Source organism: Mycoplasmopsis equigenitalium (genome assembly GCF_024498255.1).
Taxonomy (GTDB): Bacteria; Bacillota_I; Bacilli_A; order Mycoplasmatales; family Metamycoplasmataceae; genus Mycoplasma_H; species Mycoplasma_H equigenitalium.
Window position 1 is genome coordinate 221,191 of sequence record NZ_CP101808.1, and the last position, 24,913, is coordinate 246,103.

Sequence of the window (24,913 nt, forward strand, 5' to 3'; positions counted from 1 at the left end):
TACCTATAAGTTGATCATGGTAATGCATGCGTAACTTCGGCTAGTTTTTTAAAATTCCTTTGCTACCAAAGGAGTTTTTTTATGAAATTTACAGGTAAATTATTTACTTTACCAATTTCATTATTGCCTTTGATAGCAACAGTAAGTTGTTTTGATAATGCCAATGATGAAAACGGTGAATGAGACTCGGAAATTACTATTAAAAATGAGTGAATTAACTATGGTTTTCAAGGTACAAAACTCGAATCGGATTTTTTAGTATTTTTAGGTGATCGATTTAACGAGATTAAAAATGCTAACCCTAAGACTAGAAATAAACCAAATGTTAGTTTTGTTTTTGAAACAAATGCTGATTCTACCTCAATGTTTTTAGAGCTTGAAGCTGATAATAAAAAACAAGATGTAGCAATTCTTAACTATGGTAATTTTGCTACGGATTTTCAAGATATAAACACTAATTCGATGTGACAAAAAAATCTAAAATTTAAGCTTGTAGCGCAAACAAGTACATTAAAATTTTCTTGAAACGGAACCGATAATGTTTATTATGAATCTGGTTTAGACAACGACCCATTACGAAAATTAGCAGAAGATAATAATATTAAATGGTTTAAGGAAACTGGTCTTGAGTATCCTGAATGACAAGAACATTCTAATATTGTGCCTTTCGATGGTTCGAAATACACTTCGTTTTATTCTAATGATAAAGAATTAACATATGTTTATAGCGGGGCAATTTATATAGCCGGAAATAAAAAACAAAGAGATGAAATAATTACTGATTGAAACAATAAAGATTTTGATCGTTTTATTAGTCATAATTTAGTTTTTGAAAATAATCATCAGGCCGGAACGTATAAATATCAAGCCGCAATTTTGGCTCGTCATTTTGGTAAATCAATTAAAGAAATTAATGAAATTTTAAATAATCCTGATAAAAATAATAATTATGTAATTCGTGGACTGCCAGCTTCGAAAACGCTTGGAAAAACTGCGAACGGACAAATTGCAAGAATCGGTTTTGCACATGAAGGCGAGTTAAATTGAACTCGTGATGAAGGTGATCAAAAGCTTTTTTGTCCAGACGGTTTTTTAAGAAACAAGGATTATGATGATCCAAGCAACGCGGTAATTCGGGTTTTATGTATGACAAATCCTGCTCCTTATGATGTGGTTTTAGCACGAAAAAACTTCAATGATGAACAACTCAAAATCTTAACTCAGACACTAACATCGCTGTCTTTAGAAGAAAATATTTACGGAATTTATACGGGTTATAATAAATTTCAAAAAATTGATTTTGGTTTATTTAAGAAATTTGTTTTACTGCAAATTCAAGCGGAAACAGTAAAAAATTTAGTTAATGATATTCCTGAGATCGGAAAATAATGAAAAACATATTAGAAATTAACAATATATCGTTTCAATATAAAAAAGATGAGAGTTCTATTTTAGAAAATATTAATTTGAGTTTCAAACCTAGTGAAATGGTAGCGATTATTGGTCCAAGTGGAATTGGTAAGAGTACGTTATTTAAGTTAATTGTTAGAAATAAAAAACCTACAAGCGGGGTAATTAAAATTAACGACCAAGACATCTCGACCTTTAGCAAAAAACATTGAAAAAATCAAATGCAACAAATTGGGTTTTTGACTCAAGAACCAAATTTAATTGAAACAGAAGATGTATATACGAATATAAAACGATCTATATTCGAGTATAAAAACTGATTTTTTAAATTAGTTAATTTTTTAACTTTAGCGCAAAGAACTAAGATTTTTCAAACGTTAGATGATCTTGAGATGCTTGATAAGGCTTTTTATAAGATTATTGACTTAAGCGGTGGTCAGAAGCAACGTGTTGAAATTACCAAATTATTAATAAAAAACGCGAAAATTATCTTGGCTGATGAACCAACATCAAATCTTGATTATTTAACAGCAAAAGATGTACTTGCAGTTTTAAGACAACTAACCAAAGAAAAGAATCTTCTTACGATTGTAAACATTCATGACTTAAGTTTAGTGAAAGATTTTTTCGATCGAATTATTATTTTAAATGATAAAAATGTTATTTTGGATCGAAGTACAAAAGGAATAGAATTATGCGATATAGAAAACATGATAAAGAAAACAATATAACTTTTAATTCTAATGCTTTTGCCTATTTTGTTGAAAGTCAAAAAACAAAAACCTCAAGCAAAATTTTGCCAATTTATCGTCGTATTTTGATTTTTTTGTTAGTTGTATTAATTGTTATTATTTTCGTTTTTCAAAATTATAATTTGCGAGTAGATAATTTTTCTTTACTTTGGGAACGGATAAAAAATATTTTCGTTTTTGATACACGAAGTGATTTTTTGTCTGGGCCTCTTAGTGGCGAATATGTAAATTTGTGATCCTTAAGTTTTAAATATTTATATTACACAATTAAATATGCGCTGGTTGGCACATTTATTGGTTTTATTCTTGCTTTAGTAACCGTAACTTTATCATATAAAGAAATAAATAATAAGTATTTTGCTTATATTTTAAAAGGATTCATTTTGGTTCTAAGGGCTATTCCTGAGCTAGTATTTATCCGTGTTTTTTTAATGACATTTCGTGATGAAGTAAGTTTAATTTTTGTTTTTATTTGATTCAGTTGACTTTGACTACACAAATACTATATTGAACTTTTGGAAAAAACAAATCTTAAGTCATATCAAATTTCGGTGATGCAAGGTAACTCAAAATATGTTGCTTTTAAAAGAGAAATTTTACCTCGCGTTCAAAGCAAAATTACAGCCCTTTTCTTATATTCTTTTGAGTCAAATATTAAATGATCATCAATATTGGGGGCGCTTTCACTTCCGGGAATCGGTGCATTGATTAAAAAAGGATATTCTTCAACTGGAGAATTTAAGCAATTGGGCATTCCGCTTTTTGTGTTGGTTTGTTTTATTATTATTTTAGAAATTATTAATGTTCTTGTAAAAAAATATTTATTCGAAGGAAGAACAAAAGCACTAAAAATTGAGACTAATTTACCAAAAAATAAACTGTATACAAAACTTTCGAAGCAAAAAAATATCCGCAAAATAATTCTAATAGTATTTCTTTTACTAATTAGTGCATATGTAATTTATGTACTTGTAAGAACAAAATTTTTACTACATAATTTGGATGCAATTCGCGCATTTGCTGGAAAATTATTTCAGCCAAATTGAAAGGTTTTGAATTTTGCTTCGGGCGATTTTGCTGTTAATCCGTTACTAATGTTGATTAAATGTTTTGAGTTTAGTATTTTATCACTTGTGATTATTATTTGTCTCACACTTCTTTTTATTCGTTTTTCAAGTTTTAAAATTAGTAACAAATATTCCGCATTTTCAATTCGGATAATGTGTGTTTTAATGCGAACAGTACCCGTAATTGTTTTATTTTATGTTTTTAAACCAATATTTGTATCACCATTTTTCTTGCTAATTATTTTAATAAGTAGTTTTGAAACAGGCAACTTGGTTAAACAAATGACTGAAGCAGTTGAGAATTTAAGTCAAAATAAAATTAATAACTTACGTTTGCAAGGTTATTCTAATAATCAGATATATTGTTGTTTTGTTATCCCGATGATTAAAAAAGAATTAACTGCAATGCTAATTTTCTATTTTGAAATTGTCTTTCGTAATACATTGACCTTTAGTGTTTTTGTCGGTAAAGAACTAGAATTTGGTAATCAAATTTGAAGTACGTTAGATAATGCTAAAAGCTATCACCCGGAGATTGCAGTGGCGTATATTTGATTAGGAACTATTGCGATTATAGGGATTAATTTAGGTGGTCAGTTTATTAAAAAAATAATATAAAAACCAGCATTATTTGCTGGTTTTATTCTCTAAAACATAGTATTTTTTCTTACCACGTTTGATAATAATAAATTTATTTTCAAAAACACTAAAATCTAATTTTTCCAACAGATTTTCAACATTTTTGTTGTTAATTGTGATAGTTTTGTCTTTGAAAAATTCGTTTAATTCACGTTTAGATGAAACAATTTTAGCTTCGAGTAATGCATCTTGAATTGTTAGAGAAGAAGCAACCTTTATAAATGGAATGCTGTTTCTTAATTGTTCAATATCGTTTGCACTTAAATTAACTAACTTTTCGCTATTCGTGAATAACGCGTCAGTAATTTCAATTGCTTTTTGTGCTTCTTTTTTATTATGTACATCTTTAACAACTTCGTATGCTAACACCTTTTGTGCATGTCGCAAGGCGGGCTCTTTCTTAGATTTTTCCATCACGTTTTTAATTTCATCTAACGATAAAAATGTAAGTCACTTAAGGTATGATTCCACCTGATTATCCATTATATTAAGAAGGTATTGGTAGATGAAAAATGGTGATGCTAAATTTTTATCTATTCATAATCCACCACCACCAACAGATTTGCCAATTTTATTACCATTTTCATCAGTTAGTAGATTTGTAGTGACAACACATGCTTTATGATTGTTGTTAAAAATCTTGTTTAACATTTCTAGACCAGTTGTAATGTTTCCTCATTGGTCGCTTCCGCCAAGTTGTAAATATACGTTTTTATTTTTGTATAAATTAATAAAATCATAGCCCTGAAGTAATGAGTATGAAAACTCGGTAAAACTTAATCCCTTATCAATTCGTGATTTAATTGAATCTTTGGCAAGTAAATAGCTAATGTTAACCATTTTTCCAATATCACGCAAGAAGTCAATAATTGACATATCTTTGTATCAGTCATAGTTATCAATTACTTCTAAACCATATGATTCAAGTTGTTTTCTAATTTTTGTTTTGTTATTGTTGATTGTTTTAGCATCAAGTAAAACACGTTCGGCATTTTTGAAGCTAGGATCGCCTATCATTCCCGTTGCTCCGCCTAATAAAGCAAATGGTTTAAATCCGTATTTTTCAAATCTTTTAAGTAAAGAAATTTGGATGTAATTTCCAAGATGTAAACTAGTTGCTGTTGGATCAAAACCAATATAAATTCCTGTACCCTTAGGTAAGTTATTGAATTTTTCAATATCCGAAATATCTTTCAGGATGCCTCTTAATTTTAATTCTTCTAGTATGTTCATTAGTACCCCATTCGTTTTTCGTATTCATCCAGTTTACCTCTGAATAAAAACGATTCATTTGGTTTGATTTCGAGAATAACATTTGCTACTTTTTTAACGAACGCGCGGTTGTAAGTTGTAAAAATGCAACCGCTACGATAATTCTCTAAGCCTTCGATAACCGAGTCGATACTTTCTGTATCAAGGTGATCAAGTGGTTGATCTAATATTAAAAAGTTTGCCTCCATTAACATCATTCGTGAAAACATTAGTCTCGCTTTTTCGCCACCGGAGGTGATTTTAACTTTTTTAAATACACTGTCATTACTAAAAAGCATTCTTCCAAGGAATTGACGCATTCTGTGGTCTGAATTGTCTTTATTTTCCTTGATTTCATTTTCAAGTGGTCATTTTGAGATTCACTCTAAAATTGTTTCATCAGTTTCGTTAAAGTATTTAGCGTTATCATTTGGGAAATAAGTTTTTTTAATTGTTTGACCCCATTTAACACTGCCGCTTGTTGGTTTGAGCTCGCCTGCTAAGATTTGTAAAAATCTGGTTTTAGCAATATCATCATTACCTAAAAGTACCATTTTTTCTTTAGGGCCAAGCAGGAATGAAACATTTTCAAACAAGGTTTCACCTTTTTCGTTGATATATGTTAAGTTTTCGACTTCTAAAATTTGTTTCCCTGGTTCGCGAAACAAGTCTCAACGGATGTATGGATATTTTCGGTTTGAAGGCTTAATTTCATCAATGGTAATTTTATCAAGTAATTTTTTTCGGCTTGTTGCTTGTGCTGATTTTGACGCATTTGCTGAAAACCGTGCGATAAATTGTTTAAGTTTTTCGATCTGCGCTTCTTTTTTTACATTAGATTGTTTTTGCATTTCGAGCGCCAATTGAGAAGATTCTTTTCAAAATGAGTAATTACCATGGTATAGACGCGCTTCATTAAAATCGATATCGACAACCGAAGTGCAAATCGAATCGAGGAAGTCGCTATCGTGGCTAACTACGATCACGATATTTTTATATTCAGATAAAAAGTTTTCTAATCATTTAATCGATTTAAGATCAAGGTGGTTTGTAGGTTCGTCCATAATTAAAATGTCAGGATTACCAAAAAGTGCACGCGCTAGTAAAACTTTAACTTTCTCATTTGCCTTTAGTTCAGACATATTTAGGTTTCATTTTTCTTGTTCAATACCAAGATTTGAGAGCAATGATTGTGCGTCGTTTTCCGCCTCATAACCACCCATTTCACCAAATAATGCTTCGAGATTAGCGGCTTTAGTGTAATCAGATTCGGTCGCATCGGGATTCATGTAAATAGCATTTTTTTCCGCTTCTATTTCTTTTAGTTTTTTATTCCCGCCAATTACTACTTGTGTGACTTCTTGTGTATCAAAAGCATTGTGGTCTTGACTTAAAACAGAAATTCTTTTGTTTTTTTCGATAATGATTTGTCCACTAGAAGGTTCGATTTCGCCAGCAATCATTTTTAAAAAAGTTGATTTACCTGCGCCATTAGCACCAATAATTCCGTAGGTTTCGCCTTCGACAAAATTAAGGTTTACGTTCTCAAATAGTTTTTTATCTGCAAACACTTTTGATAAATTTATTACATTAATCATAATTTTTTCCGCCTCGAATTTTCAATACTTCTATTATATATAATTTGTTAATGAATAACAAAGTATTTTTAAGCATCGATGAACAGATTATGTTGTTTGAAAGCAGGAACTTAAAATTTCATACAAAGGAAGAAAAAGAACGTTTTAAAACTTATTTGAAAATGTATGGTTACCAGAATTTTGTGAATGGTTATAACGATTTCTTTTTCGTAAATGAAGACCGTAAAAAATTAATTTATAAAAATGAAGCAAAACCTGAAGATATGATTGCTCTTTTTAATTTTGATCGTTCAATTTCTAATTATCTTTTATCAAATATTCAAAATGTTGAACGAAGGTTTGGGACAAGTATTTTGCTAGCAATTGATGAGTGAATTAAGTTTAAAAAATTAAAAAATGAATATGGGCATGGTGTTTTTCTCAAATTAGAAAAAAATGACTGACTTGTTATTTTTGAAAAAGATACAAGTTGCGATTTTAAAAACAAGTTACGTGAAAAAATTATGACAACAATTGGTTCAAATCTGACTTCAAAATACAAGAAAGATATTAATGAAATGCCAATTTGGGCGATAATGATATTATTGCCTTTTGGTACAACTATTCGTTTCTTTGAACTGCTTAACGATGAAATTCAACAAAAAACATTAGAAATTTTTGGTTTAAAAAGCTGAAGTAAAAAAACAATGAGCATTTTTTTAACATTATTAAAAATTATAAAAATGGTACGTAATCGTATTTGCCATAATAATGTGATTTTTAATTTTAAAACCAAATCTAAGAAAATAAGAAAAACTGAAAACTGAAAATTCTTCCGAAATATTAAACTTTTTGATCTTGTGAAAATACTTGATATTTTTAACAATAAAGACGGGAATGATAAGACATCGCTTGAAAATATTTTTGTTCAGACACTTAGAAAATATATTGACAATGATTACTTTGATACTAAGGTTGCTAGTTTGATTATGAGTTGAATGAATTATAAAAAATAAAATGCGGAGGCCACAAGGGTCTCCGCCGACAGCCTCCCGTATTTAGATTGGTGAAGTCAGCCTTTACATATTTATTATACAATATTAGTACAAGAAAGGTACAAGTGATTGCAACAAATAAAAGACAAATCAGGAATTATGAACTCCTAGACTCATTTGAGTGTGGGATAGTTTTGACTGGCTCGGAAGTAAAATCAATTCGTGCTGGTAATATTGATTTGACCAATTCATATTGTACGATTTATAAGGATGAACTTTTTCTCGATGAATGTTACATTAAGGAATATATGCTTGAAAAAAGTGACCCGACTCGTCGTCGCAAGCTCTTGATGCATAAATCAGAAATTAAAAAGATTAAGCTTCAACAAGAAAAGTTTAAATTAACAATTGTTGTTAAGGGCGTATATTGAAAAAATAATAAAATTAAATTTCAAATTTGTTTAGCCCGCGGACTTAAAAAATATGATAAAAGAGAGAAAATCAGAAAAGAAGAAACAGACAAGAAAATTCAACAAAAAATAAAGAATTATCTTTAATTTCGCTTCTGATTTTTTTTCTTCAAAAATACATTATGTTTGTTAAAGTGTTGGAAAAGAATATAATTATTGTAAGGCAAATGAAGGAGGTTAAAATGGAAAAAGTTGAACGTAAATTTTCAAGCCGTAATTATTATAATTGATGCCAAATCATTAATATTATTACGATTGTCACAGATATTTTATTAATGAGTTTTGTTGTTTTGTTACTGTTTCGCCTCGAATGATTTTTTAAAGATTTAGATCAAGAAGAACTTAAAAAATTTAAAGATTCGCCAATTATGATGGTTTCGGTTGTTATATTAATTATTGCAACGATATTTTCAGTTGCAATGATAGTTGCGATTATTTTTGGATTGAAAAGTATGTGATTAGCAGATCAATCTCAAAAGCTACATAATTCAAGTATTTTATTGTGAGCGTTATTAAGTTTATTTTTTGGTAGTTTTATTGTAGCAATTTTATTATTTGTAATGTTAAGTAGAGAATATCAAAAAAGTGACCAAGCTGAGAATTAAATAAATTTTTATATTGAATCGATAACACAACACTTGGAAAAAAGATATAAAAATCCGGTAATATTAAGCCGGTTTTTTTTTAATTAAATATAATATTCAAAAAAGAAGGAAAATTATGTCAAAAAAAACAATTAGTAAAATTTAGTGACAGTAATTATAGTATTTGTAGAATTTGAATAATTATTCAAACCGTACTTTTATTTTAAACAATTATTGCTTTAATTCTTGGTATTGTTACATTGAAAAAACTAAAAAAATGTATAAAGATGACAAAGAACAAAAATTAGAAGATAGCACAATCAATACAGCGGGTATTTTGATTCTATTTTTTGTTAATTCAGTAGTCGGACTTATTGTTTTAACTCTGACAAAAGGTGAATACAAATCAGGAGAAGAATTATAGATTGATTAAAAAAACCAGCACTACGCGTGGTTTTTTATTAATATTAAGCGGAATAATGTTTGTAGTATAATTTATTAGCAAAATGCAATCGGGGGTGTAATGGCTTCGACATGTATTATGCGGTTTACAAGGCAGTAGTCTGCAGACTATAAGGCGCTAGGCAACCTAAACGGAAACCAAGAAAAAGAAGAGTTTGAATATTCAAACTTAATGATTGCTAAAAACAATCAAGCAGCAAATCTTTTATTTGCATACTAAAATAAAAGTCATTGATTAGTTTTCTCAGCTAATTATATGTGTCAGAGATCGCTTTAAACGAGGATGGCGTAGTTTGAAGTTAAATTTAGCCTTTGCAATATTTAACAATCTGTTCATCTGTGTTATTTATTAAGACTTCTAGATGGAATAAACTGTAGAATTGTGGCTTTAGTAATATTTGGACCCGGGTTCAACTCCCGGCATCTCCACCATATCAAAATGACCATTTCCACCTTTTAACAGGTGGATTTTATTTTTTATATATATAATAGTAATACTATGAGATATAAAGATTATTATGTTGCTTATGACAAAAGAAGAAAAACTCATAAATGAGTTATTTTTAAAGACAACCCTAACGGAATAGCAGATGCCTGCGCAATTTTTACCAAAAGACACAACGCAATTATTTGATTAATGGCTCAAGATATTAAGTGCCGTATCTTTTTTAAAACACCTAATTCAAGTGATGGAGTAGCAGGAATTATTGAAAAAAAAGAGAATGCTAACAAGTATAGCGTTAACTTTATTATTAATCATACTCCGCAAGAAGCAAACACCTTTATTGATTCAATTTGTTTAAATGAGGATAAAACTATTAACATCAAGAAACAACAAAAAGCACTCAAAGGTGATTTAGAGATGAAAATTGAACAAGATTTAAGTAATTATGACTTGAAAATTCTTGATAAAAACTTTGATGGAAATGTTAAGAAAGATACACAAATCCGGATTATTGATGGCGTGCAACTTTATTACAATGAATTACAAAGCGAATTTGAAAATTTCCGTACAAATTCGACATTTGTTTCTGATGACGTTATTTTTAACACCACCCCTACTAAAGATGATGAAGTTGATCCAACCAATATGCATGATATTGAACAGATTTTACAAATGAAACGAATCAGCGATATTCGTGCAAAGCGTAACGCAAAAATAATCTTGATTTTATCAATTGTTTTAGGAATTACTGTTGCCGTGATTGCAATTACACTGATTGCATTAAAAGCTCAAGGCAAGATTTAATGTATTAATTAAAGGAATATATATGAAGAAAATGAAATATTTGCTTTTTCCACTTACCCTTATAAGTTTTTCATTACCACTTTTTGCAATTTCTTGTGGTAAAGGTGAGCTTTCAGAAGCAGAAAAAAAAGAACAAGATGAAGTTGCGAAACGTGCAATTAAAACAGAAAAACCAATTGAAGATGCTAAAAATGCACTTGTTGGTCTAGAAAAAACATTAGATGCACAAATTGATGCGAATAAATCAGTTGCTGAAATTAAGACGGCAATCGAAGCAAAACTTGATGCTCTTAAAGCGCCCTTTTTATCAGCGTTTATAGCAAATTGATATTTTACAGATATTTTGCATAGTGAAAAGCATAAACCACTAGATGAAGAGAAAAAAACATTCGAAATAGAACACGATAAATTTGTTAAAGAACAAAAAGATAAGTTAAATGCGATTATAGCTGACACTAATACAGACGACGCCAAGAAAAAAGAATTGCTTTTGGCATACAATAATAATATTAGAGAAAACAGTGGCTTTAATGCCAACCAACATTCGCTAATTAATGCACTTAATTCATTACAAGGATTACACGACATTATCGAGCGTTATAAAAAGGAAAACACTACCCCATAAGGCTAGTGTTTTATATTATGATAAGAAAATCATAATAATTATTAAATTGTTACATGAAATTCTAAATAAAAAATAAGCGCAATGCTTATTTTTTCTTGTTATTTTTAGCTTGAAGCAAGCGGTTAAATCTTTCGATTCTACCAGTTGCTTTTGCTTTTGTTCTATCACCGGTATAAACAGGGTGACATCCTGAACAAACATCGACTGAAATTTTTGCTTTTGAACTTCCAAATTCAAATTTTGTGTTACATGTTGTACATGCCGCAGTAATGGTAGCGTGTTTTGGGTGAATATCTTTTTTCATAATTCTCCTATTTGTTGTAGTACTCAACAATTAATGCTTCGTTAATATCTTTGTGCATTTCGCTACGTTCTGGTAAACGATCAAAGGTAACTTGGAAGTTTTTAACTGTTAGTCATGGCGCTACATTTGTGCTTTCCATTGCTTGGGTAATTTGAACATTATTTCTTGATTTTTCTTTTAATGTAATTACTTGCTTTAAGTTAACATGCATTGAAGGAATATCAGCCTTTTTACCATCTAGTAAAAAGTGACCGTGGGTAACAAATTGACGAGCTTGACGTCTAGTTTGTGCCATTCCTGATCTAAATACAAGTGAATCGAGACGGCTTTCTAACATTTGTAAGAAGTTGGTACCACTAATCCCTTGTAATTTACTTGAACGTTCAAATGTTTTTCTAAATTGCTTTTCTGTCATCCCAAAAGCAAATTTTAATTTTTGTTTTTCGTATAAGTGCAAACCATAGTCTGATAGTTTCACTCTTCTTTGTCCGTGTTGTCCTGGTGCGTAGTTTCTTTTCTTACCTTTGGCAAATTCTTTACCACTTTCAAGAATCGAGTAACCATAACGTCTTGATTTTTTGAACACGGGTCCTGTATATCTTGACATATTTTCTCCTTTTTCGCATAAAGGGACTAATTCTTTAACTATATTTTAAGTTTAATGATTTCAATATTTCAGCAAAATCTACTTTCAACTCTATACAAACTTAACATTGCTTTTAAATATTAGTCTGCTGTATATGCCTTTTAATTTTACTAAATTTTTATTCATATTTATTAAATATTTATTAGATAAGTTTATTAATAATTTATATAATTGTAGATATGGATCAAAAACTAGTGGTAGTTATGTCAGTTTCACTTCTGACAGTGTTGATTATTTTAGGCTTAAGTACAGCAATTTTGATCTTATATTTTGATATTAAATTGCGCAAAAAATGATCTGATATTGAGCAAAACGGAGTTTTGGATGTTTCGGGGATTATTACCGAAATTGAACGAAATTCAAATTTTATTATGCGCAATTTTAATAAAAAAATTGATGATGAAATTAAAGATTTTGTTCTTATTTACAATGAATTAGTTAAAAAATATACTAAAAGTATTACGGATTTAAAAACGCTTTTTGAAGCAAAAAATTTAAAATTAAAATTGAAATCACAAAAGATTCGTGAGTACGAAAAAAATAAAGTCGATTTAGAAAAATTGCGTATTAAATTTAACGCTGTTTACGAAGAGTATTTTGAAAACGTTGAATATTTAAACGATACATATTATAAAAAACGGACACTACTTAACGGAGTACAAAAATTTATTGATTTAAATAAGTTAATTTTTCCAAGAAAAACAAGCGAATTTAAGCGCGAAATTAAATTATTAGTTAGCGAAATTTATAATATAGAAAACGCTGATAATCAATTGTCTGAAAAGCAAGAAGCAATTACAGCAGTAGCGATACGTATTGATGAGTTAATTAAAAAAATAAACGTTTATTATAATATTGATTTTATTATTTTTCATCGCTTATCGATTAATATCAATGCTATTAAAACCAAGTTAGAAAAAGAAAACATTAATGAACATTTTCACTTTGAAAATCAACAAAAAATGCTGGAAAATTGTGAAAAACGTTTATTAAAATTACAAAGAAATTTTAAACAAAATCATTTGGCTGACAATATTGATGAACTCAAAGCAATTCAGAAAACAATTAATCAAATTAATGAATCAATCATTCGTGAGAATTATTATCAAAAAATTATTGAAAATATTCACTATCACGAAGTCCAAAAAGAAATTAGTAATAACATAAAAAAAATATTAGCAACAAAACAAAATGTTGAAGACATTATTGGGCATGAAGTAATTGGAAATAAAATCGATAGCCTACAAGAATTGATTGATATGTTTGAAACTGATAAAGATATTTTTATTTGCGCTGATATGTATGAAAAGTATATTCAGCTAGCACAACAAACATCAAGCGTTGTTGATACTTTTAACAAGGTTTATGCCGCTAATGTTTTTGATAATGAGTACTACAATAAAATTTTTAAAAATGATTCGAACATTAATAATGATCCTGTTTATTTATTGGAATTAGCTGAAAAGATTCGTGCAAAGTTGTTGTATGAACTCGGCGTTCTTGTAGAGAGTGAACTTGAGAAGGAGGAAAATGTACAGTAAGATTTTAATTCGCTATGGTGAGCTAGTTTTAAAAAAGAATAATCGTCAGTTTTTTATCAATGCCCTAAAGCAAGATATTCAAAATAAATTGAAAACCAAAGTTGATGGTAGTTATGATCGTATGTTTATACCTTATGAAGAAAGATTTTTAGATGAATTACAATTTGTGTTTGGAATATCTTCATATTCGCCCGTGATTGTTTCTGAACTAGATCTTGAGAAATTAAAGCAAATAATTTTGTCATTTGTTATAAGTAAAAAAGGAGTTAAGACTTTTAAGATTTCTGCTCGTCGAAACAATAAAAATTTTGCACTTAATTCAAATGAGCTTAATAACTTATTCGGTGGTCTAGTTTTAGAAAATACGGACTGAAAAGTTGATGTTAAAGAGCCTGATTTAAACATTAATATTGAAGTTAGACAAAAAAATATTTATGTATTTTTTGATCAAATTAAGGGTCTTGGAGGTTTGCCGTGTGGTACTTCAGGGAAAGTTTTACACTTACTTTCTGGTGGGATCGATTCGCCAGTTGCGGCTTTTAATTTAATTAAACGTGGTCTTAAAGTTGATTTTATTAGTTTTGTAACACCTCCACAAACTGATGAAAAAACGATTAGTAAAATGAAACGGATTATTCAAATATTAAACAAATATCAAAACACAAGCATTTACTATTTGGTTAATTATACAAGGTTAATGAATTATATTTCGCTCGTATCAAGACAAGAATATAAGATTAATTTGATGCGTCGCAGTTTTTACCGTATAGCAGATCAAGTAGCTAAAAAGTATGGTTATCAAGCATTAGCGAATGGCGAAAACATAGGACAGGTAGCATCTCAAACATTAGAATCAATTAATGTAATTAGCAGCGTAACTAATTTACCGATTTTTCGTCCTGTCTTAACAAATGATAAAGTGGAAACAATTAACATAGCAACTAAAATTGGAACGTATGATATTTCGATTGAAAAAGCAAATGAAACATGTGAGCTTTTTGCGCCCAAAAATCCCGTCATTAAACCAAATGTTAATGAAGCATTAAAACTAGAGGCGGAATTAATTGAGCTTACTAATTTTGAACAAGAGATATTACATGAAAAAATCGAGGTTTTTAAATAGTGCTTGATTATGAGAAAAAATATTGAAATGGCAACTTTAATTTAATTTGTGGGGTTGATGAGGCTGGACGAGGATGCTGTGCTGGACCACTTGTAGCCGCAGCCGTAATTTTTCCTAAAGATTATCAAAATAATCAAATTAATGATTCAAAACAGTTATCAAACAAACAAAGAGTGTTGATATTTGATAAAATAATTGCCGATGCCCTTGCATATGAAGTTAAATTTATTCCTGCAGTCGAAGTTGATAGAATTAATCCTAAAAATGCAAGTAAACTAGCGATGAAAAACGCGATTATGGAATTGAATATAAAGCCAGACTTGATAATTACGGATTTTGAGAAAATTGATATTAATATTAAACAAGATAATTTAGTAAAAGGTGATACTAAAAGTATTAGTGTTGCTGCTGCATCGATTCTTGCAAAAGTTGCTAGAGATAAATACATGATTGAGCTTGACGGTAAGTATCCTGGGTATAAATTCGCAAAGCACAAAGGATATTGCACAAAAGAACATAATCAAGCAATAGCAAAATATGGTGTTACACCAGAGCATCGTAAAAGTTACAAAAATATTAAAAAGGCTTTATCTTTACAGAATTAAAAAAATAACAAAATTCAAGATATTTTCAACGATTTTTACTGAGAAAATCGTTTTTTTGTTTTTATTTTTGACAAGTTTTACAAAAGTATGTACCACGTCCATTAACTTTTATTTTTTCAATTAATTTATAACAATTTGGACATGATTTTTTCTCTTTGCCATGAACTTTTAAAAATGCTTGGAATTCACCTTGTTTATGGTTGAGTGATTCATAACTTGAAATGGTTGTTCCTCCTAATTCGGTAGATGCATCCATAATTCTTGTTGCCTCTTTTAAAATTGTGTTTAGTTCCTCTTTAGAAATGCTTTTCGCACTTCTAGTTGGTAAAATTTTCGCGCTTCAAAGTGACTCGTTTGCATATATATTTCCAATTCCTAAAACGAGTGTTTGATCCAGTAAAAGTGTTTTAATTGCAGTTGAACGATTTTTGATTTTATTATAAAGTTCGTCAACATTTGTTTCGCTAGGTATTCTAGCAAGTTTAGATAACGGTAATATTGATAAATAATTATCTATAGTTCGTAGGTGAAAGGTGCCAAACATTCTTGAATCGGAATACCTTAATTGTGTACCATCGCTGAAATCAAAAGTTAAATAATTATGACGATATAGTGGCTCTTTGTAAGTGAAAAACGAATATTTTCCTTCCATTCTTAAATGCGAAAGAACAACAAAATTATTGGAAAGTTTAAAAACAATAAACTTTCCAATATTGATAATGTCTTTAATGATTGCGTTTTCAAGCTTACTAATAAATTCGTCAGAAGAAATTTCTTTTATAAATTTATTATTTAAAACATTTACTTTAATAATTTTTTTGTTCAAAACTTTTTCTTTTAGACTTTTGACAACAACTCTGACTTCGGGTAATTCGGGCATAATTCTATTTTATTATATAACGTGTTATATAATGTAAAATATTAGGAATTTTAGGAATTATGGATATAACAAAGATACTAGATGATAGTAAAATTATTTTTTTAGATTTGGACGGAACGCTTTTTGATGCAAGAAAGACTCTTATATCTACCAAAAATGCATTATTTTTAGATCAGGTAGGTAAAGATAAAGAGATTGCTATTTCAACATCGCGTGGTTTTGATTATAAAGTTTACAGAATAATGAAGGAATATAATATAAACAAGCTAATCTTATATAATGGAGCAAAAATTTATAATCGTTTTTCACTTATTCGTACCAATTATATCGATGTCAAAGTACTTAACTTGCTTTTTCGTTATTTGATAAAACGAAAAATAGTTTTTGTTGTTTTTAATGAACAAATTGCGAATATTTATCTTTATAACAAACTTCAAGTAGCATTATGTAGTTTTGTAAAAGGCGTTAATCCTAATTATGCCGATAGCATAACTGTTAATAATAATACTTTTAAAATTTCACTTATTTTAAAAACACCATTTTTTACTCCTGGTTTGGTTAAACGCTTACGTTTAATGTTTCCTAGCCTAGATGTGTTTTCATCAAGTGCTAATTATGTGGTTGAAATTACTTCTAAAGATTGTAATAAAGGTAAGGCTGGTCTTCAAGTTTGTGAAATGTTAAATATTGAACCCAAAAAAGCAATTCATATAGGCGATTCGATGACGGATGCTACTTGCATTAATCAACTAGGAACAGTAATTGCGATGGGTAATGCCTCGCGTGAATTTAAAAAGCTAGCAACTTATGTTGGCCCAAAACATTCAAATGGTGGATTATATAAATTGTTTAATAGTAAATAAAAAAACTAGGCAATCTAGTTTTTCTTTAATCTGTTTTCAAAGCTTATGCTGTCAATATTTTCTTGTGATGGATCTTTAACAATATATGAACCTGCTACTAATAAATCGGCGCCGGCTTTTCATGCTAATTTTGCTGTATCTTTATTAATTCCACCATCAACTTGAATTAAGTAATGATAATTTTTTAAGGCACGTAATCTTTTTAATTCTTTTATTTTGTCTAATGATGTTTCGATAAATTTTTGCCCGCCCTTACCAGGTCAAACTGACATAACAAGAACAATATCTAAAAATTCAAGAAAAGGAACAATATCATCAACTGGTGTATCTGGGTTGATGGCTAGTCCAATTGAAAAATCGTGAGAATAACGATTGATAAATAATGCTAAATCAATTTCTTCGATTGCTTCATAATGGAATGTTACAGTGCTTACATATTTAGCAAATTTTTCTACCTGGTCAAGAGGATTTACGATCATTAAGTGGGCATCGCAAAAATGATCTGGTGATGCTTCTTTAATTGCTTTAATTTCTTCTAAACTAATAGCGGTGTTTGGCACAAACTCGCCATCCATAACATCGTAATGGATTCATTTGATATTTTTATTTGTAATTAAATCGTTTACAAAAGCTGCTCGATATTCTTGTTTAACATCAAGAATACTTGGACTAATATGTTTTCAGCGCACGGCTCTCCTTTAATAATTTTAAGTAATTTTTATATCGAAATTCGTCAATAATATTTTCGGCTACTAGTTGTTTAATGTAGCAATCTTTGATATCTTCGATATCATGAAGGCAAGAACTAAATTTACATTTAATTGCATTCTCCTTAAATATTTTATAACTATGAGAAAGTTCAAGTGGTAATAAATTTAATATTAAATTTGAAAATCCTGGTGTGTCAATAATCTCTGTTTCGTCGTATTTATAAAGCGTTACAACTCGAGTTGTATGCTTGCCTCTATTTAGCGACTTTGAGATTTCTTGTGTAAGTAAATCTTGATTAGTTAATTTGTTAATTAATGATGTTTTTCCGACACCTGATTGACCCATAAAAACGCATACTTTGTTTTTGATTATTTTCTTTATATTTTCAATGTTTTTTGTTGAATTTATTGAAAAGTTGTAACATTGATATCCTAGTTTTTCATAGCGTTTTTTTCATGAAAAGTTATTTGTTAAATCGCTTTTGGTGAAGATTAAAATAGGTTTGATATTACTAAATTCAATCATTGCCAAGTAAGTATCAATCATAATTGGACTTAGTTCTGGCTCCTTGTAGCTATAAATAACAAATGCGTAATCTACATTAGCAACCTTAGGTCGAATTAATTGATTTTTACGTTCTAGAACATCTTCAACAAAGCCTTCGCTAATTTCAACATAGTCACCAACTACTGGTGTGATGTTATTAGCGCGAAGCTTGCCCGCTCCGCGCAGTGTGTAAAATTTATTATTAAAATAAACTTCGTAAAAGCCTGCGTTGACTTGGTGAATTTTCGCTTTTTTTATACCCCGAATTTCCAAATTAAAACTCCTATAACTATTGCTAATATTAAAACTACAAATAAAATAGCACAAATAATAAAAGCGGGTGTTGTAATAACAGAAGATGCGGTTTTCTTAGGTCGAAGATTATTTGGGTTAAGTAGTGGTTCATTTACCCGACGATCATTTAAACATGTTTGTAAATCTTTTGCAAATTCAAGCATCGTGCTGTAGCGTGATTTTGGATTACGCGCTGTTGCACGAGCGATTACGTTTGCAAGTCCATTCGAACTTGTTGGTAGCGTTTTTTTGATGCTTGGAATTGATTGGTGTTTAATTTGTGAAATGATTTCTCGGTTGTCATTTCGTTGTGATTTGTAAGGTAATTTACCACACACCATTTCGTATAAAAGCAGACCTAAAGCATAGATGTCAGACTGAACTGTAGCCGCTTCTCCGTTAACTAATTCTGGCGCGATTCATGATGGGCTGCCGATAATGTAGTTGATTTTCGTGACACGGCTCGAGTCTTTTCTTAATGAAATTCCCAGGTCAATGATCTTAGGATTATCATATTTATCAATCATAATATTGGAACTTTTAATATCGCGATGGATAATTCCGTTCCGGTGTATTTCACTAAAACCATGACATAGTTTTATAGCAATATCTACTGCTAAACGTTCTCTAATTCGACCCATTGATTTAATTTTTTCTGACAAAATTTTGCCATCAATAAATTCAACAAGCATAAACTGTGAACCATCACGTAACTTTTCGGCATAGTTAAGTGATGATTCGTAAAAACGACAAACATAGGGCGAGTTTACAAGGCGATGACTATTGACTTCATTGTAAAAACGTTGCGAAATAGTAAAACTATCATCTTTACGATTACTTTGTTTTATTAGTTTTAGGGCGTAGAGATTTTTGTCATTCGAATTTACTCTTTTCACTTTGTAAACGCGAGCCATCCCGCCTTTACCGATTTCCTTTACAACTTTATATAAATCCCATCAATTCATTTATATCTCCACGATGATAATTGATAAATTATCAAGTGAGTTATTACGTTTAGCAAGGTCGATTAGTTCAAGTGCTTTTTCGTGTAAATCTTTTTGTCGACTTTTAAGAGTTTCTTCAAAAACAGGGAGGGAAACATGATCGTGAATTCCGTCTGATGTTAAAACAACAAGTTTTGATTCTTTACTTGGCTCAACGATAAACACTTCCATTTGTGTACGCTTGGTTGGACCAAGTGCTGAAACAAGTCCTTTGGCATTTGGTAGTTTACTTGCCTTGCGGAGAGAGTAATTAAATTCGTGAATGTAGTAGTTTTGAAGGTTGTGGTCATAAGTAATTTGTTTGAGGTTGTTACCAAAAACATAGGTGCGTGAGTCACCAATATTAATAATATAAATATACTTAGTTTTGTGGTTAATGATGGCAGCGGTTAATGTTGTTCCCATATCTTTAAACAATTCATTTTGTTGCGTTTTAAGCATCATTAAATCTTTAGCTTTTTTAACAGCAATATAAAATCAATTTTGAATGTCGTTTTGGTCGGTTCATTCTACATTGTAGTTTGCAAATTCTTTTTCAAAAGCTAAAACAACAAGGCTTGATGCCTCTTTTCCACCGTAGTGGCCACCCATTCCATCACACAAAATAGCTAATGTGATGTGTTCTTTGTCTCAAACCCCAACCTTATCTTGGTTTTCGTTTCTGACTAATCCAATATCTGAAGCATATGTGTGCATTACTCTTCCTTCCCGTGACTTAAAATAATTTTTTCAATTTCAGTAGCTGCTTGTTCTGGTGTATGGTTAATAACATGATATTGAAAAATGATTGATTCTCCAATTTCTTTTTTTGCTTTTTCAAGGCGTTGAAGAATAACCTCATCTGTTTCGGTATTACGTCCCCGAATGCGGCGTTCAAGTTCTTTCATATCTGGCGCATGTAAAAAAATCGTAATTAAATCGAAATCGCCGGTTGCATTATTAATATCAATAACTTGTTTAGCGCCATTGGTTTCGATTTCTAGAAAAGGAATAAAACCAGCATTTGAAATTTCTCGAATTTGTGATTTAAGTGTTCCGTAGTAATTTTCAAAATGTTTACTTCATTCTAAAAATTCGTTATTTTTGATTTTCTTCTTAAAATCTTCTTGCGAAATAAAGAAATAATGAACACCATTTTTTTCCCGATCGCGGGGACTGCGACTAGTCGCAGAAACCGAAAGTTTTAATTTTAATTCAGGTTTTTTGAATAAAATAGACTCAATTGTCCCTTTTCCTACGCCACTAGGGCCGCAAAATACTACTACTTTTCTCGTCATAATCTTATTACTAATTATATATTTATAATTTAATATTGCTTATTAAAATTGCATTTTTAGTTTTATAATATTGCAATGAGATTACGAAATAACCCAGAAGCGCAAACAATTTTGGAAAATAGTGGTTTTTTAATCAAAGAGTTTCCCATTGTTTTAAATAAAAACGACGTGATTGAATTAGGGGCAGGAAAAGGCGAGATGATTGCTAAACTTGCTTTAGCAAACCAAAACCAAATGTTCTATGCAGTTGAAAAATACCATACAGTTGCTCTACAAATTTTGAAGAAAATAAAGGAATTTAATCTTAAAAATTTATGAATTGTGTGCGAGGATATTGATCGACTTGAAGAAATATTTAGTGGTAAAGTATCCTTAATTTGGATCACTTTTAGTGACCCGTGACCTAAAAAACGACATGCAAAACGACGCTTAACACATCCATATTTTTTAGAAAAATATGAAAAACTATTACTTAGTGATGGTATTATTAAGTTCAAGACAGATAATGATGGTTTGTTTGAATTTAGCATTAATTCGTTAAAGGGGTATAATTGTGATATCTTATTTATGACAAAAGATCTTCACACTTCGGATCGTTCCGAAGGCAATATTATGACAGAATATGAAAAGAAATGATCGTCATTAAATAAAAACATTAATTATGTTGAATTCAAATTCAAACAAGAAGGAGAAAAAAATGGAAATCATTAAAGTCAAAGATTATAAGGAAATGTCGAAACAAGCGGCAAAGATTTTAATTGAGCAAATTACATTCAAACAAAATTCTAGTGTGTGTTTTGCAACTGGTTCAACACCAATTGGAATGTATAAAGAATTAATTAAAAGTAAAACTGATTTTTCAGAAATACAAACTTTTAATCTTGATGAGTACATCGGTTTAGAACAAACTCACCCACAATCATATTTTTATTTTATGCAAGAAAATCTTTTCAAGCATATCAATGTTAAACCAGAAAAGATTAATTTTCCACTTGGAACAGGTGATATAGCTAAAAATATAGCTACCTATAATAAACTTTTACACGATAATGCGCCACTTGATTTTGTGATTTTGGGGATTGGGGAAAATGGCCACATCGCCTTTAACGAACCAGGGTGTTCATTCGAAGATGAAACACGTGAAGTGAAATTAACTAAAAATACAATTGAAGCAAACTCGCGTTTTTTCAAAAGTATGAATGAAGTTCCTAAAACAGCGGTTTCAATGGGAATCAAATCAATTTTAAATTCAAAGAAAATTATTTTATTAGCTTCGGGAGTTAAAAAAGCACAAGCAATTTACGAAACAGTTAAAGGGCAATATACTAACGCATGTCCAGCATCATCATTGCAATTACACGGAAATGTAACAATTATTGTTGATGAAGAAGCGGGTTCGAAAATTTAAGAAAAACAGCACGTCTGGTGCTGTTTTTAAATAAAAAAAATGACCGCCAAACACGATCCGAGGCAATGTGGCTGCTTTGTTTCCAACCTGACCAGGTTATGCTGTAATCATTTTAGCGGCTTAAGTATTATAGTATAAAATATTCATATGAAGAAAAATGTTTCACTATACTGAGATGGATATTTTATGTCACTCGCCAAAATTTCGGCAATGCGAAGTAAAGACCCAGTAACAAAGGTTGGTGCTTGTATTGTTAATGAAGATAATATTATTGTTTCGCTTGGTTATAATGGTATGCCAAAAGGAAACGATGTTGCTTTTCCTTGAGGCAAGGATGAAAATGACAAAATGAATACTAAATATTCATATGTTGTTCATGCTGAGATTAATGCTATTTTAAATACTAGAGCAAACCTTAAAAACTGCACGTTATATGTTTCACTTTTTCCTTGCGATAATTGTGCTAAGGTTATAGCACAAACAGGAATTAAGGAAATCGTTTATCAAGAAGATAAATATCATGACACAGTTGAGTTCGCAATTTCAAGAAAAATTTTAAAGGAAAGCAACATTCAAACTCGGAAAATAGCAATTGATACACACGTTAATGTCAGAGTGGGAGATAAGGAATATAGTAATTAAAAAATGGTGCGTTATTGCATCATTTTTAATAAATCTTCTTCGGTAATTATTGCTATTCCTAAAGCATTTGCTTTGTCTTTTTTGCTGCCTCCATTTTCTCCTAACAATAAATAGTTAGTTATTTTAGAAATGCTTGATGCAACTTTTCCACCATTGTCTTCGATTAATTTTTTATAGTATTCACGAGGATTTGATAAGGTTCCACTAATAACAAAGGTTTGATTTTCAAAGATATTAGAAACTTTTTTATTTTGTTTATAAGTAAGGTGTTCATCAAGGAAATAAATTAGTTTTTGATTTTTTTCATTGTTAATAAATTCAATAATTTCAGCAGCAGTTTTTGTTCCCAAATCTTTAAGTGTTGTTAAATCTTCATAGGTAAAGTTATATAAATCTGATAGTTTCGTTAAGACATTTCCAAGTGTTTTTGAAGCCTGTAATCCAACGTATTTAATACCAAGTCCATTAAGCGCTTGGTAAACAAAACAATGCGAACTGTTTTCAATATTTTTCAAGATATTTTCAACACTTTTCTTGCCAAATCTATGTATTTTTGTAATTTCATTTTTATGGTCTTTAAGGTAGAAAATATCTTGAATATTTTTAATTAAACCAAACTCAAAGAATATTTCAAGCGCTCTTTCACCAAGTGCTTCAATATTCATTGCTTCACGCGAACAAAAGTAAATTAAGCTTCTTACTTGTTTTTCTTTACAATTTTCATTTAAACAATATTGATCAACATTTTCATCAATTTTTCCCAGTAAAGAATTGCAACTTGGGCAGTTGGTAGCAGGTGTAAAATATGTTCGATCTTTTGGCTCAACCGGCGCTATTACTCGTGGAATAATTTCCCCTGCTTTAATTACGTAAACATCATCCCCAATATTGATTTTATTATCAGCAATATAATCATAATTGTGTAACGTTGCGGCGGAAACTGTTGTTTGGTTTAATTCAACCGGTTCTAAAACAGCGTTATATGTGATTTTCCCAGTTCGACCAACCGACGGAAAGATGTTAACAAGTTTTGTAATTGCTTTTTCAATTTCGTATTTATAAGCAATTGAATGGTGCGGAAATTTGGCAGTTTTTCCTAGTAAATCGTATTTGCTAAAATCGTTAAATTTAATTACAAGGCCATCACACTCATATGAAAAAGTATTTTTTAAGTCTTTGTAGTCGTGGATCATTTTTTCTAAAAGATTAAGATTATTTGTTTTAAAATTTCACTCCTGTGTTTTAAATTTATTTTTTTTCAAAAATGCAAAAAGTTCATCACCGTTTGCGATCCCGTGTTTTGTAGCATCGGGAATAAAATACATAATTGCCTGTAATTTTCGTTCCTTAACATTACTTGATTCGAGTTGTCTAAGACTTCCGCTCGCGGCATTTCGAGCATTTGCGAACGGTTTTTGACCATTTGCTTTTGCGATTTTGTTAAGTGTTTCAAAATCGCTTTTACTGATAAAAACTTCGCCACGAATTTCGATATCCTGACTATAATTAATTTTTTTTGGCACCGAATCTATTACTAAAATGTTATGGGTAACATCTTCCCCAACAACACCATTACCTCTAGTTACGGCTTGTGTCAGTTTTCCATTTTTGTATTTTACTGAAATTGAAAGTCCATCAATTTTTGGTTCTAAGAAAAATTCTGGCTGTTCAATTTCTAATTTCTTTTTAATGTTATCAATATATTTTTTAACTTCATTGAAACTGTATGCCTTATTAAGTGAAAGCATTTGTTTATCGTGAACAACTTTTTGGAAGCGATTATCAACACTTGCGCCAATGCGGTTTGTTGGTGAATTAGGTAGTTTGAATTCAGGAAATGCCGCTTCAAGGGCTTCGAGCTCGATAAAAGCTTCATCATACTCAAAATCTGAGACGGTCGGCGCATCTAAATCGTAATATTCTTGATTTCATTTATCAATTAAATCTGTTAATTTTTTAATTTTTTCTTTAGCTTTGTTATCGGGCAT

Annotated in this window: 27 protein-coding genes and 2 other RNA genes; 17 read left to right on the top strand and 12 right to left on the bottom strand. The window is 30.1% G+C overall.

Annotated elements, in window-relative coordinates:
• Nucleotides 1-81 precede the first annotated feature (81 nt).
• From cypl to NPA09_RS01045, 3 genes are read left to right on the top strand one after another with little or no spacing between them, the layout of a single operon-like run.
• Entirely contained in the window at nucleotides 82-1,389 is a 1,308-nt protein-coding gene (gene cypl / locus NPA09_RS01035; RefSeq protein WP_129722169.1) for an ABC transporter thiamine pyrophosphate-binding lipoprotein p37/Cypl, read from the top strand.
• Entirely contained in the window at nucleotides 1,389-2,141 is a 753-nt protein-coding gene (locus NPA09_RS01040; protein ID WP_129722166.1) for a phosphonate ABC transporter ATP-binding protein, read from the top strand. Before cypl ends, NPA09_RS01040 begins: the two co-directional genes overlap by 1 nt.
• A complete protein-coding gene (locus NPA09_RS01045; RefSeq protein WP_129722163.1) occupies nucleotides 2,105-3,847 on the top strand; it encodes an ABC transporter permease subunit in 1,743 nt (580 codons plus the stop codon). The genes NPA09_RS01040 and NPA09_RS01045 overlap by 37 nt, the downstream gene beginning before the upstream one ends.
• A 9-nt stretch (nucleotides 3,848-3,856) precedes the next feature.
• Here NPA09_RS01045 and tyrS read toward each other — a convergent pair whose 3' ends face one another.
• A complete protein-coding gene (tyrS, locus tag NPA09_RS01050) occupies nucleotides 3,857-5,101 on the bottom strand; it encodes a tyrosine--tRNA ligase (RefSeq protein WP_129722160.1) in 1,245 nt (414 codons plus the stop codon).
• Complete coding sequence (locus NPA09_RS01055) at nucleotides 5,101-6,717, bottom strand: ABC-F family ATP-binding cassette domain-containing protein (protein WP_129722157.1); 1,617 nt, start codon at nucleotides 6,715-6,717, stop codon at nucleotides 5,101-5,103. The genes tyrS and NPA09_RS01055 overlap by 1 nt, the downstream gene beginning before the upstream one ends.
• A gap of 50 nt (nucleotides 6,718-6,767) precedes the next feature.
• Here NPA09_RS01055 and NPA09_RS01060 point away from each other — a divergent pair, with 50 nt between their 5' ends.
• The 7 genes from NPA09_RS01060 to NPA09_RS01090 all read left to right on the top strand — a co-directional run bounded on the left by NPA09_RS01060 (nucleotide 6,768) and on the right by NPA09_RS01090 (nucleotide 11,081).
• On the top strand, nucleotides 6,768-7,712 hold the full coding sequence (locus tag NPA09_RS01060; RefSeq protein WP_129722154.1) for an Abi family protein: 945 nt from the start codon (nucleotides 6,768-6,770) through the stop codon (nucleotides 7,710-7,712).
• A gap of 83 nt (nucleotides 7,713-7,795) precedes the next feature.
• Nucleotides 7,796-8,248: an SsrA-binding protein SmpB gene (smpB, locus tag NPA09_RS01065; RefSeq protein WP_129723278.1), complete on the top strand. Its 453-nt coding sequence runs from the start codon at nucleotides 7,796-7,798 to the stop codon at nucleotides 8,246-8,248.
• A 95-nt stretch (nucleotides 8,249-8,343) separates the two neighbouring features.
• Complete coding sequence (locus NPA09_RS01070; protein ID WP_129722151.1) at nucleotides 8,344-8,766, top strand: hypothetical protein; 423 nt, start codon at nucleotides 8,344-8,346, stop codon at nucleotides 8,764-8,766.
• 256 nt (nucleotides 8,767-9,022) lie between these two features.
• Nucleotides 9,023-9,169, top strand: a complete 147-nt coding sequence (locus tag NPA09_RS01075; RefSeq protein WP_165036229.1) for a hypothetical protein — start codon at nucleotides 9,023-9,025, stop codon at nucleotides 9,167-9,169.
• 90 nt (nucleotides 9,170-9,259) lie between these two features.
• Nucleotides 9,260-9,639: a transfer-messenger RNA gene (ssrA, locus tag NPA09_RS01080) on the top strand.
• Between the two features lie 67 nt (nucleotides 9,640-9,706).
• A complete protein-coding gene (locus tag NPA09_RS01085) occupies nucleotides 9,707-10,456 on the top strand; it encodes a hypothetical protein (RefSeq protein WP_129722148.1) in 750 nt (249 codons plus the stop codon).
• 22 nt (nucleotides 10,457-10,478) lie between these two features.
• Complete coding sequence (locus tag NPA09_RS01090) at nucleotides 10,479-11,081, top strand: hypothetical protein (protein ID WP_129722145.1); 603 nt, start codon at nucleotides 10,479-10,481, stop codon at nucleotides 11,079-11,081.
• An 85-nt stretch (nucleotides 11,082-11,166) separates the two neighbouring features.
• Here the strand turns inward: NPA09_RS01090 and rpmE are convergent, their stop codons facing one another.
• A complete protein-coding gene (rpmE, locus tag NPA09_RS01095) occupies nucleotides 11,167-11,385 on the bottom strand; it encodes a 50S ribosomal protein L31 (protein WP_129722142.1) in 219 nt (72 codons plus the stop codon).
• A gap of 7 nt (nucleotides 11,386-11,392) precedes the next feature.
• A complete protein-coding gene (rpsD, locus tag NPA09_RS01100; RefSeq protein ID WP_129722139.1) occupies nucleotides 11,393-11,992 on the bottom strand; it encodes a 30S ribosomal protein S4 in 600 nt (199 codons plus the stop codon).
• A gap of 218 nt (nucleotides 11,993-12,210) precedes the next feature.
• On the opposite strand from rpsD, the gene NPA09_RS01105 reads away from it, so the two are divergent.
• Genes NPA09_RS01105 through NPA09_RS01115 form a run of 3 tightly spaced genes read left to right on the top strand, consistent with a single transcriptional unit; the run spans nucleotide 12,211 to nucleotide 15,300 of the window.
• Nucleotides 12,211-13,572, top strand: a complete 1,362-nt coding sequence (locus tag NPA09_RS01105) for a hypothetical protein (RefSeq protein ID WP_129722136.1) — start codon at nucleotides 12,211-12,213, stop codon at nucleotides 13,570-13,572.
• Complete coding sequence (gene thiI / locus NPA09_RS01110; RefSeq protein WP_129722133.1) at nucleotides 13,562-14,695, top strand: tRNA uracil 4-sulfurtransferase ThiI; 1,134 nt, start codon at nucleotides 13,562-13,564, stop codon at nucleotides 14,693-14,695. Before NPA09_RS01105 ends, thiI begins: the two co-directional genes overlap by 11 nt.
• A complete protein-coding gene (locus NPA09_RS01115; protein WP_129722130.1) occupies nucleotides 14,695-15,300 on the top strand; it encodes a ribonuclease HII in 606 nt (201 codons plus the stop codon). Before thiI ends, NPA09_RS01115 begins: the two co-directional genes overlap by 1 nt.
• A 61-nt stretch (nucleotides 15,301-15,361) precedes the next feature.
• Here NPA09_RS01115 and mutM read toward each other — a convergent pair whose 3' ends face one another.
• A complete protein-coding gene (gene mutM, locus NPA09_RS01120) occupies nucleotides 15,362-16,180 on the bottom strand; it encodes a DNA-formamidopyrimidine glycosylase (protein ID WP_129722127.1) in 819 nt (272 codons plus the stop codon).
• 59 nt (nucleotides 16,181-16,239) lie between these two features.
• Between mutM and NPA09_RS01125 the strand changes: the two genes are divergently transcribed.
• Nucleotides 16,240-17,043 (top strand): HAD-IIB family hydrolase, encoded by an 804-nt coding sequence (locus NPA09_RS01125; protein ID WP_129722124.1) that lies wholly within the window; start codon nucleotides 16,240-16,242, stop codon nucleotides 17,041-17,043.
• 14 nt (nucleotides 17,044-17,057) lie between these two features.
• Here the strand turns inward: NPA09_RS01125 and NPA09_RS01130 are convergent, their stop codons facing one another.
• Genes NPA09_RS01130 through gmk form a run of 5 tightly spaced genes read right to left on the bottom strand, consistent with a single transcriptional unit; the run spans nucleotide 17,058 to nucleotide 20,875 of the window.
• On the bottom strand, nucleotides 17,058-17,732 hold the full coding sequence (locus NPA09_RS01130) for a ribulose-phosphate 3-epimerase (protein ID WP_129722121.1): 675 nt from the start codon (nucleotides 17,730-17,732) through the stop codon (nucleotides 17,058-17,060).
• Nucleotides 17,713-18,573, bottom strand: coding sequence for a ribosome small subunit-dependent GTPase A (gene rsgA, locus NPA09_RS01135; protein WP_256541845.1), 861 nt, complete (start codon nucleotides 18,571-18,573; stop codon nucleotides 17,713-17,715). The genes NPA09_RS01130 and rsgA overlap by 20 nt, the downstream gene beginning before the upstream one ends.
• Nucleotides 18,555-19,559, bottom strand: a complete 1,005-nt coding sequence (locus NPA09_RS01140; RefSeq protein ID WP_129722117.1) for a serine/threonine-protein kinase — start codon at nucleotides 19,557-19,559, stop codon at nucleotides 18,555-18,557. The genes rsgA and NPA09_RS01140 overlap by 19 nt, the downstream gene beginning before the upstream one ends.
• Nucleotides 19,560-20,294 carry a PP2C family protein-serine/threonine phosphatase gene (locus NPA09_RS01145; RefSeq protein WP_129722114.1) on the bottom strand — a complete coding sequence of 245 codons (735 nt, stop codon included), beginning with the start codon at nucleotides 20,292-20,294 and terminating at the stop codon, nucleotides 19,560-19,562.
• On the bottom strand, nucleotides 20,294-20,875 hold the full coding sequence (gmk, locus tag NPA09_RS01150) for a guanylate kinase (protein WP_129722111.1): 582 nt from the start codon (nucleotides 20,873-20,875) through the stop codon (nucleotides 20,294-20,296). The genes NPA09_RS01145 and gmk overlap by 1 nt, the downstream gene beginning before the upstream one ends.
• A gap of 75 nt (nucleotides 20,876-20,950) precedes the next feature.
• Between gmk and trmB the strand changes: the two genes are divergently transcribed.
• Complete coding sequence (trmB, locus tag NPA09_RS01155) at nucleotides 20,951-21,586, top strand: tRNA (guanosine(46)-N7)-methyltransferase TrmB (RefSeq protein ID WP_129722108.1); 636 nt, start codon at nucleotides 20,951-20,953, stop codon at nucleotides 21,584-21,586.
• A complete protein-coding gene (gene nagB, locus NPA09_RS01160; protein ID WP_129722106.1) occupies nucleotides 21,573-22,283 on the top strand; it encodes a glucosamine-6-phosphate deaminase in 711 nt (236 codons plus the stop codon). The genes trmB and nagB overlap by 14 nt, the downstream gene beginning before the upstream one ends.
• Before the next feature lie 29 nt (nucleotides 22,284-22,312).
• On the opposite strand, the gene ffs is transcribed toward nagB, so the two are convergent.
• An RNA gene (gene ffs, locus NPA09_RS01165) (signal recognition particle sRNA small type) lies at nucleotides 22,313-22,410 on the bottom strand.
• Between the two features lie 20 nt (nucleotides 22,411-22,430).
• On the opposite strand from ffs, the gene NPA09_RS01170 reads away from it, so the two are divergent.
• Entirely contained in the window at nucleotides 22,431-22,925 is a 495-nt protein-coding gene (locus NPA09_RS01170) for a deoxycytidylate deaminase (RefSeq protein WP_129722102.1), read from the top strand.
• An 11-nt stretch (nucleotides 22,926-22,936) separates the two neighbouring features.
• Here NPA09_RS01170 and ligA read toward each other — a convergent pair whose 3' ends face one another.
• The gene (ligA, locus tag NPA09_RS01175) at nucleotides 22,937-24,913 is read right to left on the bottom strand and encodes an NAD-dependent DNA ligase LigA (RefSeq protein WP_129722099.1); all 1,977 of its coding nucleotides are present in this window, start codon (nucleotides 24,911-24,913) and stop codon (nucleotides 22,937-22,939) included.